The sequence below is a fragment of the Actinoallomurus acaciae genome (assembly GCF_042429965.1).
In the GTDB taxonomy this organism is placed as follows: domain Bacteria; phylum Actinomycetota; class Actinomycetes; order Streptosporangiales; family Streptosporangiaceae; genus Actinoallomurus; species Actinoallomurus acaciae.
In genome coordinates this window covers 1-14,140 of record NZ_JBHLZP010000001.1, presented here as the reverse complement: position 1 = coordinate 14,140, position 14,140 = coordinate 1, and the positions used below count along the sequence as shown (strand labels likewise).

The window sequence follows — 14,140 nt, the reverse complement described above, 5'->3', positions numbered from 1 at the left end:
CTGTGGCTCTTAGATGAGGCGCTAGTTTTTCGAAGGGGAGGACATGAGCCTTCTCGAGGTTCGAGACCTAAAGGTCTCTTTCGACACATCTGACGGATTGGTCCAGGCCGTTCGTGGAGTGTCGTTCACCGTCGAGCGAGGAAAGACACTTGGGATCGTCGGTGAGTCCGGATCCGGGAAAAGCGTCTCCACCCAGACGCTCCTCGGCCTGACGGCAGGCGCTCTGATCGATGGGGAGGCCCTCTTCGAGGGCCAGGATCTTCTGGCCATGACCGACGAGCAGCTTCGTCGCGTCCGTGGCAAGGAGATCGCGATGATCTTCCAGGATCCCCTGTCGAGCCTGCACCCGCTCTACAAAGTGGGCAAGCAGATCGTCGAGATGATCCGGCAGCACGAGCCGGACGTCACCAAGGCCCAGGCCCGCAAGCGGGCGATCGAACTTCTCGGCACGGTCGGCATTCCCGAGCCCGGCCAGCGCGTCGACGACTACCCCCACCAGTTCTCCGGGGGTATGCGGCAACGCGCAATGATCGCCATGGCCCTCGCGCTCAACCCGAAGCTCATCGTCGCGGACGAGCCGACCACCGCGCTTGACGCGACCGTCCAGGCCCAGATCCTCGACCTCATGCTGCGGCTGCAGCGTGAGTTCGACACCGCGCTCATCATGATCACGCACGACCTCGGTGTGATCGCCGACCTCGCCGACGAGGTGTTGGTGATGTACGGCGGCAAGCCGGTCGAGCACGCGGACCGGCGCTCGCTCTACTACCGTCCCCACCACCCGTACACCAAGGGCCTGCTGGAGTCGATCCCCGGGTCGACCGGCGCCAAGACGCGGCTCAAGCCCATCGCCGGGCAGCCGCCCTCGCTCATCAACCTCCCGACGGGATGCGCCTTCCACCCCCGGTGCGAGTACGTCATGGACCGTTGCGTCCAGGAGGAGCCGCCGCTGGCGGCCGTGGGTGACAAGGACGGCTTCCCGGACCTCGGGCACACCTCCGCGTGCTGGCTGCCCAAGGAGGCCGCCGGTCTCGACGCGGAGGCCGATCACGTGCGGCAGGAGGCCGCCGCGCTCGGCCGGTCGGCAGATTCGCCCGCAGCTACCGTCGTGGACGCCGGGGAGGCGCAGTGAGCCAGGACGCTGACGTCCTCGTTGAGATCGACGACGTCTACAAGCACTTTCCGATCAAGCAGGGGATCATCTTCAAGCACGAGGTCGCCCGCGTGCACGCGGTCGACGGCGTCAGCCTGCAGATCCGACGCGGCGAGACGATCGGCATCGTGGGCGAGAGCGGCTGCGGCAAGTCGACTCTCGCCCGCTGCATCACCGGCCTGCACCCCATCACCAAGGGCCGGATCGTCTTCGACGGCCAGGACATCTCGCGGCTGCGCGGACGGCAGCTCAAGCCGTTCCGCCGCGACGTGCAGATGATCTTCCAGGACCCGTACGGCTCGCTGAACCCGCGCCGCCGGGTCGGCGCGATCATCGGTGACCCGTTCGACATCCACGGCATCGCCTCCGGCGCCGACCGCAAGAAGCGCGTCCAGGAGCTGATGGAGCTCGTCGGCCTGAACCCCGAGCACTACAACCGGTTCCCGGCGGAGTTCTCCGGCGGACAGCGGCAGCGCATCGGCATCGCGCGAGCGCTGGCGCTCAAGCCGAGACTGATCGTCTGCGACGAGCCGGTCTCCGCGCTCGACGTGTCGATCCAGGCCCAGGTCATCAACCTGCTGAAGGACCTGCAGGAAGAGCTCGGCCTGACCTACGTGTTCATCGCCCACGACCTGTCGGTCGTGCGATATGTGAGCGACCGGGTCGCGGTGATGTACCTCGGCAAGATCGCCGAGTACTCCGAGGGCGAGGACCTGTACGAGAAGCCGCGCCACCCGTACACCAACGCGTTGCTGTCCGCGGCCTCGATCGCCGACCCCGACGCCGCCGAGAGCCGGGAGCGCATCGTCCTCACCGGCGACGTGCCCTCGCCGATCCGGCCGCCGTCCGGCTGCCGGTTCCACCCGCGCTGCCCGAAGGCGCAGGAGAACTGCGTCGAGCTCGTCCCCGAGCTCACCGTCCGGGACGGCGACCCCGCCGGGCACGTGACCGCGTGCCACTATCCCGTCGATTCCGCCGAGAACCTCGCGACCGAGCACGCGGCGATCGAGCAGTTGTCCACCGAGCCCACGCTCCCGAGTGCATAGGTATCGATCATGAGCCTCACTGATCTCGAAGCCGAGGCCTCGGTCCCGCCCGCGAGCGAGGTGCCCGGCGGACGCAAGATCGAGGGCCGCAGCCCCTGGCAGCTAGCCTGGGCCCGCCTCCGCAAGGACAAGGCCGCGATGATCTCCCTCGCGGTGATCATCCTGTTCATCGTCATGGCGCTGATGGCGCCGCTCATCGCCAAATGGGTGGGCTACGAGCCCGAGTTCGGCGACCGGAAACTGGGCCAGACCGCCGACGGCCTGCCGGTCGGACCCAACGGTCACCACGTCCTCGGCACCGACCGATTCGGCCGCGACATCCTCGTCCGCAGCGTCTACGGAGCACGCGTCTCGCTGCTCGTCGGCCTGGTCTCGACGGCACTCGCAGTGATCATCGGCCTCGTCGTCGGCGTGTCCGCTGGTTTCTACGGCGGCGCGATCGACACCGTTCTGGCCCGGTTCATGGACGTGACGCTGTCGTTCCCGTATCTGCTGTTCGCCCTCGCGCTCGCGGCGGCGTTCGGCGCCAGCGTGCCACTGACGATCTTCGTCATCACGTTCTTCCAGTTCGCATCGATCGGCCGGATCGTCCGAGGACAGGTCCTGCAGATCAAGGAACGGGAGTTCATCGAGGCGGCCAAGTCGCTGGGCGCGAGCCGGGTACGGACGATGTTCGTCGACATCATCCCCAACCTCGTCGCCCCGGTGACCGTGCTCGCGTCCATGACCATCCCGACCGCGATCATCTTCGAGTCGACGCTGTCCTTCCTCGGCGCGGGCACCGACCCCCGCACGCCGACCTGGGGCAACATGCTCTCCGACGCGACAGAGACGTACACGGTCGCGTGGTGGACGCTGTTCGTACCGGCGCTGTTCCTGCTCGTCACCACGCTGGCGTTCAACATCCTCGGGGACGCCGTCCGGGATGCTCTCGACCCGAGGGCCGAGCGGCTGTTCGCCGCTCAGAAGGCCAACCGGAAGAAGAAGAGGAAGTAGGGAACACCGATATGTTTCGTTTCCTGATCCGGCGGATCCTCTTCGGAATTCTGGTCCTGTGGATCGTCACGCTGGGCGTCTTCCTCCTGTTCTTCGCCACCTCGAAGGACCCGGCCGCCCGTTTCGCCGGCAAGTCCGCGACCCCGGCCACGCTCGCCCTCGTCCGCCACCGGCTGGGCCTGGACGACCCGCTGCCGGTGCAGTACTGGCACTTCCTCACACGGCTGCTCCGCGGCGACCTCGGCTACTCCTTCGCGACGCAGAGCCCGGTCACCGGCATGATCAAGCAGGCGCTGCCCGCCAGCCTCTCGCTGATCCTGGGTGCGGCCGTGCTGTGGCTGGCGGTGGGCCTCATCGCCGGTGTCATCAGCGCCACGCGGGCGCGTACGCTCCTCGACCGGGGCATCACCTTCGCGGTGCTGATCGGCATCTCGATGCCGGCGTTCATCGTCGGTCTGACGCTGTCGTACGTCTTCGCGGTCAAGCTGCAGATCTTCCCGCAGACCCAGTACATCCCGATCCAGAACAACCCGTTGCAGTGGTTCGAGCACATGGTGCTGCCCTGGATCACGCTGGCGCTGCTGCAGTCGGCCATCTACACCCGGCTGACCCGCGGTTCGCTGCTGGACGTGCTCGGCGAGGACTACATCCGCACCGCCCGCGCCAAGGGCCTGCCCGAGCGGCGTGTCATCTACCGGCACGGGTTGCGGTCGGCTCTGACGCCGGTCGTCACCCAGGCGGGTGTCGACATCGGCGTCCTGATCGGCGGCACGCTCGTCACCGAGACCGTCTTCGGCCTGCAGGGCATCGGCCAGTTGACCGTCCAGTCGCTGACCACCGGCGACCTGCCGGTCATCATGGGCGTCGTGCTGATCGCCTCGTTCTTCGTGGTGCTCGGCAACCTGGTCGTCGACGTCGTCTACTCCTTCCTCGACCCGCGCGTCCGGCTCTCCTGACGCCGTTTCGCCCGAAGTGGCCGGTCTCCCCGTGCGGGGCGACCGGCCGCTTCGCGTTCGGCCCCCTCCCCTAAGCTGTGCTGGTGTCATACGCGTCGGATCTGCGGCTGGTCCTCAAAGGCCGGGACTTTCGCCGCCTTTTCGCGACGCGGATCGTCTCCGCGGTCTCCGACGGCGTGTTCCAGGTGGGCATCGCGGGATACGTCCTGTTCTCCCCGGAGCAGGAGGCGACGGCCGCGGAGGCGGCCGCCACGGCGGCCGTGCTGCTGCTGCCCTACTCCGTGCTCGGACCGTTCGCCGGCGTCTTCATCGACCGCTGGCGGCGCCGGCAGATCCTCGTCTACGCGCCGCTGATCCGGGCGCTCCTGCTGGGCGCCACCGCGGCGCTGCTGGTGTACGCGCGCGGCGACGTGCCGTTCCTGTTCGCGGCGCTCCTGGTGCTGGGGGTCAACCGGTTCTTCCTGTCCGCGCTCTCGGCCGCGCTGCCGCACGTCGTGGGCCGCCAAGAGCTGATCACCGCGAACGCCGTTTCGGTCACCTCTGGGACGATGGCCTCGTTCGTCGGCGCGGGCCTGGGCTATCTGCTGCGGCTGATGTTCGGCGCCGACCGGCACGGCACGGCGCTGATCCTCCTCTCCGCCGCCGCGGCGTACGTCGCGACGTCGGCCATCGCCACGACGCTCGGCCGCGACCTGCTCGGCCCCGAGCTGCGGACGGCGCGCCCGGAGACCCGCGAGGCGGTGCGACAGGTGCTGCGCGGCCTGCTCGACGGGGCACGGCACGTACGCGAACGCCGTCCCGCCGCGTTCGCCCTCGGCGCGATCGGGGCGCATCGCTTCCTGTACGGCATCACGACGATCATGACGGTGCTGCTGTTCCGGAACTACTTCACCGGCAGCGCCGAGGCGGGCATGGGCGGCTTCGCGCTGGCTCTGGTCGTCTCCGGCGCGGGCTACTTCCTGGCCGCCGTGGTCACGCCGCTGGTCACCGAGCGGATCAGCAAGGAAGTGTGGATCGCCGTGCAGCTGGCCTTCGCGGCCGTGGCCGAGGTGGTGCTCGGCGCGCCGTTCGCGGCGTTCCCGTTCATCGTCGGCGGCTTCCTGCTGGGCCTCGCCGCCCAGGGCGTGAAGCTGTGCGTGGACACGATCGTCCAGACGATCATCTCGGACGCCTACCGAGGCCGCGTGTTCTCGTTCTACGACATGATCTTCAACGGCCTGTACGTGGCCGGCTTCGCGATCGCCGCGATCATCCTCCCGCCGACCGGCAAGTCCTACGCGGCCCTGATGCTGATCGGCTGCGGCTACGCCCTGGCCGCGGGGGTGTACTGGCTGGGGGCCAAGAACCAGAGAAGAGATGCTGCCACCGCCCGGGCAGACGTCTAGGGCGCGGGCCGGACGCGGGCGGCGGCGAGCATCGCGGTGGTGATGCGGTCCACGTCGTCGGCGTCGGTGACGTACGGGGGCATCGTGTAGATCAGGTTGCGGAACGGACGGAGCCACACGCCCTCGCGCATCACCGTCTCCTGGACGGCCGCCACGTCCACCTCCTCGACCATCTCGAGCACCCCGATCGCGCCCAGCACCCGTACGTCGCGCACGCCCGGGAGGGCGCGGGCCGGTTCGAGGCCCTGGGTGAGGCCCTTCTCGATGGCGGCGACCTCGGTCCGCCAGTCGCGCTCCAGCAGCAGCTCGATCGATGCCACCGCGGCCGCGCACGCGAGCGGGTTGGCCATGTAGGTCGGTCCGTGCATGAGCACGCCCGCCTCGCCGTCGCTGATCCCGCGCGCCACCCGGTCGGTGCACAGAGCCGCCGCCAGAGTGAGGTATCCGCCGGTCAACGCCTTGCCCACGCACATGATGTCGGGCGACACGCCCGCGTGCTCGCAGGCGAAGAACGTTCCCGTCCGGCCGAAGCCGGTGGCGATCTCGTCCAGGATCAGCAGCACGTCGTGCTCGTCCGCGAGCGAGCGCAGCAGCCCCAGCCACGCCGGATCGTAGAACCGCATGCCTCCGGCGCCCTGCACGACCGGCTCCACGATGATCGCGGCCAGTTCGTCCGCGTGTGTCGCCACCAGACTCGACAGCTCAGCGGCGTACTCCGGCTCGTACGCGCTCGGCGGCGGGGGCGCGAACACGTGGCGCGGCAGCAGGTCCGCGAACAGGTGGTGCATCCCGCCGACCGGGTCGCACACCGCCATCGCCCCGAACGTGTCGCCGTGATAGCCGCCGCGCACCGTCATCAGCCGTGACTTCGACGCGCGGCCGCGCGAACGCTGGTACTGCAACGCCATCTTGATCGCGACTTCCACCGACACGGATCCGGAATCGGCGAAGAACACCTTCGTGAGCGGCTCCGGCGTGAGCGATACCAGCAGCCGCGCCAGGTGTACCGCGGACGGATGCGTCAGCCCGCCGAACATCACGTGCGCCATGTCCCGCAGTTGCCCGGACACCGCCGCGTCGAGGGCGGGATGCCGGTAGCCGTGGATCGCCGCCCACCACGACGCCATCCCGTCCACCAGCTCACGGCCGTCGGCCAGCGTCAGGCGTACGCCCTGGGCCGAGACCACCGGATGGACCGGCGTGGTGGCCGGCATGGGGGCGTACGGATGCCAGATGTGCTCGCGGTCGAAGGCGAGGAGTTCGTCGGCGGACATGCGTCCCAATGATGGCAGGGGCGGGTCAGCCCTGGTCACGCCACCACTCGCGCAGCGCCTTCGTGGCCGCCTCCTTGCCGATCGGCCCCTGGTCCAGGCGCAGGTCGAGCAGGAACTTGTAGGCCCGGCCGACGGCCGGTCCCGGCGCCAGGCCGAGGATCTGCTGGATCTCGTGCCCGTCGAGCTCGGGACGGATCTTGGCCAGCTCCTCTTCCTGCTCCAGCCGCGCGATCCGCCGTTCGAGGTTGTCGTAGGTGCGGGCCAGCGCCGCCGCCTTGCGCTTGTTGCGCGTCGTGCAGTCGGCGCGGGTCAGCTTGTGCAGCCGGGGCAGGAGGGACCCCGCGTCGCGTACGTAGCGCCGCACCGCGGCGTCGGTCCACTCGCCCGTGCCGTACCCGTGGAACCGCAGGTGCAGCTCGACCAGCCGGGAAACGTCCGCGACGACGTCCTTGGGGTAGCGCAGGGCGATGAGCCGCGCCTTGCTCATCGAGGCGCCGACCACCTCGTGATGGTGGAAGGTGACCCGGCCGCCGTCGACGAACGAGCGGGTCTTCGGCTTGCCGATGTCGTGCAGCAGCGCGGCCAGCCGCAGGATCAGGTCCGGGCCGTCCTCCTCCTGCGCGATCGCCTGCTCCAAGACGATGAGCGAGTGCTCGTACACGTCCTTGTGCCGGTGGTGCTCGTCGATCTCCAGCCGGAGCTTGGGCAGCTCCGGCAGCACTCGCGCGGCCAGGCCCGTGTCGACCAGGAGCGTCAGGCCCTGGCGCGGATACGTGCCGGTCAGCAGCTTGGACAGCTCGTCGCGAACTCGCTCGGCCGAGATGATCTCGATCCGGCCGGCCATCTCCGTCATGGCCGCCAGGACCGCGGGGTCGACGGTGAAGCCGAGCTGGGAGGCGAACCGGGCGGCGCGCAGCATCCGCAGCGGGTCGTCGCCGAAGGAGTCCTCCGGACGGCCGGGCGTCCGGATCGTCTTGGCCCGCAGGTCCGCCAGCCCGCCGTACGGGTCGACGAACTCGTGCCCGGGCAGCCGTGCGGCCATGGCGTTCACGGCGAAGTCGCGGCGCGCGAGGTCATCGGTGAGCGACGTGCCGTACGCGACCTCCGGCTTGCGCGACTTCGGGTCGTAGGACTCGCTGCGGTACGTCGTGATCTCGATCTGGTGATCGCCCTTGCGCAGGCCGATCGTGCCGAACTCGATGCCGATCGTCCAGACCGCGTCGGCCCAGCCGTCGACGATCTCCAGGATGCGCTCCGGGTGGGCATCGGTGGTGAAGTCGAGGTCGCTGACCGTACGCCCGAGCAGGGCGTCGCGTACGGGCCCCCCGACCAGCGCCAACTCGTGGCCGGCCGTGGCGAAGACCCGGCCCAGGTCGTTGGCGAGTGGGGCCACGCGGTTCAGCAGTTCGCTGATCGCGGCGGCCGGATTGGAGGTCAGTTCGTTCGACACGGCAATCGAGCGTAGATCCTCGCAGGTGGCAGGCAAAACGAGAATCGCCTACCTGCCGATCCTCATTTGTTCCGGTACGGGAGGCTAGGCGATGAGATGTCAGGTGACAGGGTCGGCCTACCGTCGTATCTCCCCCGACCGACCGGCCCCGACCGGCTGCCCGGCAGACGGCTCTGCGACGGGCCCGGCGAAATCCCCCCGAGCAATGACCGATTACGCATGCCTGGCTACTACCATAACGCCGTGCCCCGCCCGCGTAATCGTCGACGGCTCGCCGGTCCGCCCGGTCCTCATCGCGAGGAGACGTCGGCGGGCGGCCTGGTCGTCGACATCGCGGGCGCGGCGCGAGCTGCACTGATCGCCCGGTACGACCGTGATGGCCGGCTGCGGTGGTCACTGCCCAAAGGACACATCGAAGGCGCAGAGACGATCGAGGAGGCGGCGGTGCGCGAGGTGGAGGAGGAGACCGGCATCCGCGGCCGGATCGTCGCTCCCCTGGGCGCCATCGACTACTGGTTCTTCGTACGCCATACCCGGTCGTCTGGCCCCGACCGGCCCCGCGCCTTCCCTCAGCCAACCGACTCCGATCGGCCTCGCGCTTTGACCCGACCAGCCGATCCCGACCGGCCTCGCGCCTTCCCCCAACCAACCGACCCCGACCGACCTCGCGCCTTCCCCCAACCAACCGACCCCGACCGACCTCCCTGGCATTCCCCTGGCCGGGGGCGGGTGCACAAGACCGTGCACCACCACCTGTTGCTGGCCACCGGCGGGATCCTGTCCGACGCCGACCCGGAGGTCGCGAAGGTCGCCTGGGTCCCGCTCGCCGAGGTGGTCGGCCGCCTCGCCCACGCCGACGAGCGCCGGCTCGTCGCCCACGTACCCGAACTCCTCGCGGCCATCACGTGAGACGACTCATCGCCCTGGTCCTGCCTCTGCTGCTCGGCGGAGCACCGGCGTTCGCCGCGACGCCGAAGCCCCCGCCGTCCTCAGCGCACCCCCACGCCTCATCCCACGTCTCCCGGGCCTCACGTGACCGCGAGCCCACGCCCAAGGCTCCCGTGGACGTGAAGCTGTCCTCGATCAGTCCCGGCGGGTACCTCCAGGCGAACTCGACTCTGCGCGTGAAGGGCCGGATGGTCAACCAGTCCGAGAGCGGCTACCAGCGGGTCTCGGTACGGCTGCGGTTCAGCTCCCAGCCGATGACGAACCGCGGCGAACTGGAGTCGTACGCCGACGGCAAGGGCCTGGACCCGCAACGGGCCGGGCAGCCACGGCTCGCCACGGCGACCCTGCCGGTCGGCGGCCAGCAGCCCTGGTCGGTGTCCCTGCCGGTGCGGCAGATGGGCCTGACCACGTTCGGCGTCTACCCGATCTCGGTGGAGGTGCTCGGCGCCGCGGGCACGGTGCTCGGCCACGTGCGCACGTTCGTCACCTACTACCCCACGGGCAGCGCCCCGCAGAAGACCAAGGTCTCCTGGGTCTGGCCGGTCATCGACCAGCCGCACCGCGCCGACGACTCCACGTTCGTCGACGACGGCCTCGAACGTCAGCTCGGCGCCGGCGGCCGCCTGTCGAATCTGGTCACCGCCGCAGGGCGTACGACCACCCCGGTGAGCTGGCTCATCGACCCGAGCCTGGTCGACGACGCGACCCGCATGGGCGACACCGAGGGCTACTCCATCAAGGGCACGGCCCGGCCCCAGAGCGTGGCGGCGAACGACTGGCTGCGGTCGCTGCACACGGCGCTCGCCCCCGGTGACCAGCTCATCGCCACGCCGTACGCCGACCCCGACGTGATGGCCCTCGCGCAGCGCGGCATGAGCGGCGACGTCAAGCTCGCCGCTCAGGAGGGCACGCGCACGCTGGCGGCGGCCAAGCTGAGTGGCGCGACGCCGGTCGTGGCGATGCCTCCGGACGGCCTCGCCGACCAGGCCACGCTCTCCTCGCTCGTGGCCGGCGGTTCCCGCACGATCCTGCTGAGCAGCTCGGTGCTGCCGGACTCCCGCGCCACGACCTACACCGTCGACCCGGTCGCCCACAAGACCGTCTCGGGCACGAACGTCAAGCTCGTCGCCTACGACGACACCCTGCGCAAGATCCTGGGCACCTCCACGACCGAGCCCGGCGGCACGATCATCGCCGAGCAGCGGTTCCTGGCCGAGACCGCCATGATCACCAGCGAGGCGCCCCAGAAGTCCCGCACGATCGTCATCACTCCGCCGCGTCGCTGGAATCCCAGCCCGACCTTTGCCAAGGCGGTGCTGAACTACACCGCCAAGGCGCCCTGGTTGCAGGCCGTCCCGCTGGCCGCGGCGGCCAACACCCCGCCCGCCGGCCGTGTCTTCCAGGCGCAGAAGGGCTCCGGGCTGGGCAAGAACTACCTGCACCAGGTCCGGGACCTCCGCTCGCGGATCCAGCAGTTCACCTCGATCTTCACCCCGCCCACCAGCGGCTTCACCCTCGGCGTCGCCCGCACCGAGTCCTCGGCGTGGAACGGCCAGTCGCGGAAGGGCACGCGACTGCGCGACACGCTCACGGACGAGCTCGACCGCGACATCGGAAAGATCAAGGTGCTGAATGACGGCATCACGATGGCCGGCAAGTCGGGCCGCACCGCGATCACCATCTCCAACGGGCTCGACTACGGCACCGTGGTCGTCAGGCTGCGCGCCTACTCCCAGAACAAGTCACGTCTGCGGGTGGACTCCGTCGACCGGGTCCTGACGCTCGAACACGGCCACAAGGACCAGGTCACCCTCGACATGAAGGCGTCCGCCAACGGCATCGCCTACATCAATCTCGATCTTCTGACCCCGGACGGCCACCCGCTCGGCACCGGTCCGCACGTGCTGCACGTACGGACGACCGCGTACGGCCGAACCGCGTTGCTCATCACCGGCGTCTCACTTGCCGTACTCTTCGTCGGCGTCGCCATACGCGTCGTACGCCGCAGAGCCGAGCGAGCGGAGGAGTCCGTTGAGTGACCTGGAGCCGGGCCGATCGGAGGCAGCGAGCACGCTGCCTGACATCCCGATCGTCGACCCGAGCACACAGATCATGGAGACCGCCGAGGAGGTCCGGGCGGAGCAGGCCGAGTCCTCGGGCTCTCGTGTCGGCGGCCTGCTGAAGTCCAGCGCCGTCATGGCGCTGGGCACCGTGGCGTCACGGGCACTCGGCTTCATCCGCAACGCCGTCATCGTGATCGCGCTGGGCACCGGGCCGCTCGGCGACGTCTACAACGTCGCGAACACCTTCCCCAACGTCGTCTACGACCTGCTGCTGGGCGGCATCCTCACCGCGGTGCACGTCCCGATGCTGGTCCGCGCGCTGGAGAAGGACCGCGCGTACGGCGAGGAGTACGAGGCGCGGCTGCTGACGATCGTGCTCGGCGGCCTGCTGGCCCTGACCGCGATCGCGATGCTCTGCGCGCCGCTGCTCGTCGACCTGTACGCCAGCGGCTTCACGCCCACGCAGCACAAGCTCGCGGTGATCTTCGCGCTGTTCTTCCTGCCGCAGATCTTCTTCTACGGCGTCGGGGCACTGGCCGGCGCCTCGCTGAACGCCCGTGGCAGCTTCGCCGCGCCGATGTGGACACCGGTCCTCAACAGCATCGTCGTGATCGTCATCGGCGGCGCGTTCCTGCTCGTCGCGGGCCCCGGCGTCACGCCGTCCAGCATCGGCAACAACGAGGTCGTCCTCCTGGCGGGCGGCACCACGCTGGGCATCATCGTGCAGACCATCGCGATGTGGCCCTCGCTGCGCAAGGTCGGCTTCCGGTTCCGGCCGCGGTTCGACTTCCGCCGCGAGGAGCTCGCCCCGGTCGGCGGCATGGCCCTGTGGACCCTGCTGTACGTCGCGATCATGCAGATCGGCTTCGTGGTGAACACCAACATCGCGGTGCGCGCCGGAGTGCGGGGGGAGCACGAGCATCTCGGTTACGGCGTCGGGCTCACGCCCTGGAACAACGCCTACCTGCTGTTCCAGCTCCCGTACGCGATCGTCGGCGTGTCGGTGATGACCGCGCTGCTGCCGCGAATGAGCCGGCACGCCGCCGAGAACCGCACGGACCTGGTCCGCGACGACCTGGCCTCGGGTCTCAACCTGACCTCGGTGATCATCGTCCCGTCGGCGGCGCTGCTGTTCGCGCTCAGCCCGGAGCTGGTCACCGCGTTCTTCTCGCACGGCGCGACCGGCGTGGCCGACGGCCTGATGATCGCCAACGTCGTGCAGGCGTTCGCGCTGACCCTGGTGCCGTTCGCCGTGCAGCAGCTGTTTCTGCGGGTCTTCTACTCGCTGGCCGACACGCGGACGCCGGCGCTGATGGCGATGGGCACCATCGTCATCAGCATCACGCTGGGTCTCGTCGGCTACAAGATCCTGCCCACCGACATGATCGTCGAAGGCATCGCGATCGCCCTCGGCATCTCCTGGACGGTCGGGTGCCTGGTGGCCGGGCTGATCCTGCGCCGGCGGCTCAACGGTCTCGGCGCGCGGCTGATGGTGCGTACCCACATCAAGATCGCGGTGGCGACCATACCGGCGTTCGTGTTCGCGCTCGGAGTCCACGAACTGTTCTTCAAACTTTTCTATTATCGGCTGATCACGTCGGTAGCCGCGCTGGCCGTCGGAGGCGCGGGAGCCGCCGTGCTGTATGTGCTGGTTGCGCGCCGACTGCGGATCTCTGAGGTGGAAACGCTCACGGGAACCGTGATGCGCAGGTTGCCCGGACGTGTCTCGAGTTAGGAGAGGGTGCCCGTATGGTGGGAGAGCGCAACCGTCTACGGGTAGTAACCCAAAGACGCTCCTCGAGCGTCCTACCTACGGGCGGGTGCACGCACAACACCGCCCACGAGGTATCGAGGGAGGGTCGAAGGCGTAAGGGAGCCACGGCACATATGGGACGCGATTACCTGCGCCGGACGCCGCGTTGAGCACGTCCGTCATCGAACCCGGCACCCGCCTCGCCGGTCGTTACCGTCTGGACGACCGCGTCAGCGAAGCGGGTGGTTCCACGTTCTGGAAGGCGACGGACGAGATCCTCGCCCGCCCCGTCGCGGTGCTCACCTTCGCCCCCGGCTTTCCCCGGGTGCACGATGTGGTCACCGCCGCCCGAGCCGCCAGCCGGCTCACCGACCCCCGTCTCACCCAGGTGTTCGACGCGGACGACAGCGGCGAGAACGCCTACGTCGTCAGCGAGTGGGTCACCGGTGAGACGCTGGAGGACCTGCTGGCCGAGGGCCCGATGGAGCCCGGCCGCGCGGCCGCGTTCCTCATGGAGGCCGCCGAGGCGCTCGCGTCGGCGCACAGCGCGGGCCTGGCCCACCTGTGCATCACGCCGCACAACCTGGTCTGGACCAGCGGTGGCACCGTCAAGGTCACCGGCCTGGGCGTCGAGGCCGTGCTCGCCGACTCCAGCTCCGACACGCCGGCCGCCGAGGACACCCAGGGGCTCGGGGAGCTGCTGTACGCCTCGCTCACCGGGCACTGGTGCGGCGCGGAGGGCACCCAGCTGCCGGCCGCGCCGAGCGGCCCGGACGGTCGCCCGGTCCCGCCCTCTCAGGTCCGGCCCGGCGTGCCGCCCGATCTCGACGACATCGTCTGCCGGGCGCTCCACATCCCCGCACGAGCCGGTCAGGAGCCGCTGGACGCCCCGTCGGCGTTCGTCTCCGCCCTGAGCAGGGTGCCGCGCTCTCCGTTGCCCTTCGTGCCGCTGACGGGCTCCACGCCACCCGGTGTGATCAACCGGCCCGACCAGCCACGCTCGACGAGCACGACGACCTCTCCGGTCGACCCGCTCTCGCGCACCGTGCCCGACCCGCCGCAGGCGCGCACCCAGGCCACGCACCACCCGCTGCGGTCCGCGCCGCCGCCGCGCCA

General features: G+C 69.6%; 11 protein-coding genes. 9 read left to right on the top strand and 2 right to left on the bottom strand.

Going from position 1 to position 14,140, the window contains the following annotated elements:
- The first annotated feature begins 43 nt into the window (after nt 1-43).
- From ACFFNX_RS00055 to ACFFNX_RS00035, 5 genes are all read left to right on the top strand, one after another.
- Nucleotides 44-1,132, top strand: a complete 1,089-nt coding sequence (locus ACFFNX_RS00055; RefSeq protein ID WP_378193052.1) for an ABC transporter ATP-binding protein — start codon at nt 44-46, stop codon at nt 1,130-1,132.
- On the top strand, nt 1,129-2,199 hold the full coding sequence (locus ACFFNX_RS00050) for an ABC transporter ATP-binding protein (RefSeq protein ID WP_378193049.1): 1,071 nt from the start codon (nt 1,129-1,131) through the stop codon (nt 2,197-2,199). Before ACFFNX_RS00055 ends, ACFFNX_RS00050 begins: the two co-directional genes overlap by 4 nt.
- A gap of 9 nt (nt 2,200-2,208) precedes the next feature.
- Entirely contained in the window at nt 2,209-3,195 is a 987-nt protein-coding gene (locus ACFFNX_RS00045) for an ABC transporter permease (protein WP_378193046.1), read from the top strand.
- A gap of 11 nt (nt 3,196-3,206) precedes the next feature.
- Nucleotides 3,207-4,151, top strand: a complete 945-nt coding sequence (locus tag ACFFNX_RS00040) for an ABC transporter permease (RefSeq protein WP_378193043.1) — start codon at nt 3,207-3,209, stop codon at nt 4,149-4,151.
- A gap of 83 nt (nt 4,152-4,234) precedes the next feature.
- On the top strand, nt 4,235-5,536 hold the full coding sequence (locus ACFFNX_RS00035) for an MFS transporter (protein WP_378193040.1): 1,302 nt from the start codon (nt 4,235-4,237) through the stop codon (nt 5,534-5,536).
- Here the strand turns inward: ACFFNX_RS00035 and ACFFNX_RS00030 are convergent.
- Together ACFFNX_RS00030 and ACFFNX_RS00025 are read right to left on the bottom strand one after the other, a co-directional pair.
- The gene (locus tag ACFFNX_RS00030; RefSeq protein WP_378193037.1) at nt 5,533-6,810 is read right to left on the bottom strand and encodes an adenosylmethionine--8-amino-7-oxononanoate transaminase; all 1,278 of its coding nucleotides are present in this window, start codon (nt 6,808-6,810) and stop codon (nt 5,533-5,535) included. The two genes, ACFFNX_RS00035 and ACFFNX_RS00030, sit on opposite strands and share 4 nt — an antisense overlap.
- 25 nt (nt 6,811-6,835) lie before the next feature.
- Nucleotides 6,836-8,260 carry a CCA tRNA nucleotidyltransferase gene (locus tag ACFFNX_RS00025; RefSeq protein WP_378193034.1) on the bottom strand — a complete coding sequence of 475 codons (1,425 nt, stop codon included), beginning with the start codon at nt 8,258-8,260 and terminating at the stop codon, nt 6,836-6,838.
- Between the two features lie 243 nt (nt 8,261-8,503).
- Here ACFFNX_RS00025 and ACFFNX_RS00020 point away from each other — a divergent pair, with 243 nt between their 5' ends.
- From ACFFNX_RS00020 to ACFFNX_RS00005, 4 genes are all read left to right on the top strand, one after another.
- Nucleotides 8,504-9,169 (top strand): NUDIX domain-containing protein, encoded by a 666-nt coding sequence (locus tag ACFFNX_RS00020; protein ID WP_378193031.1) that lies wholly within the window; start codon nt 8,504-8,506, stop codon nt 9,167-9,169.
- Complete coding sequence (locus ACFFNX_RS00015) at nt 9,166-11,247, top strand: DUF6049 family protein (RefSeq protein ID WP_378193028.1); 2,082 nt, start codon at nt 9,166-9,168, stop codon at nt 11,245-11,247. The genes ACFFNX_RS00020 and ACFFNX_RS00015 overlap by 4 nt, the downstream gene beginning before the upstream one ends.
- Entirely contained in the window at nt 11,240-13,006 is a 1,767-nt protein-coding gene (gene murJ, locus ACFFNX_RS00010; RefSeq protein ID WP_378193025.1) for a murein biosynthesis integral membrane protein MurJ, read from the top strand. Before ACFFNX_RS00015 ends, murJ begins: the two co-directional genes overlap by 8 nt.
- Before the next feature lie 184 nt (nt 13,007-13,190).
- Nucleotides 13,191-14,140 (top strand): protein kinase family protein (locus tag ACFFNX_RS00005; RefSeq protein WP_446678494.1); only part of this gene is annotated, 950 nt, incomplete at its 3' end.

Excerpts from the sequence above, each read along its gene's own strand:
- ACFFNX_RS00055 (WP_378193052.1), top strand. The coding sequence starts at position 44 with ATGAGCCTTCTCGAGGTTCGAGACCTAAAGGTCTCTTTCGACACATCT.
- ACFFNX_RS00030 (WP_378193037.1), bottom strand. The coding sequence starts at position 6,810 with ATGTCCGCCGACGAACTCCTCGCCTTCGACCGCGAGCACATCTGGCAT.
- ACFFNX_RS00045 (WP_378193046.1), top strand. The coding sequence starts at position 2,209 with ATGAGCCTCACTGATCTCGAAGCCGAGGCCTCGGTCCCGCCCGCGAGC.
- ACFFNX_RS00040 (WP_378193043.1), top strand. The coding sequence starts at position 3,207 with ATGTTTCGTTTCCTGATCCGGCGGATCCTCTTCGGAATTCTGGTCCTG.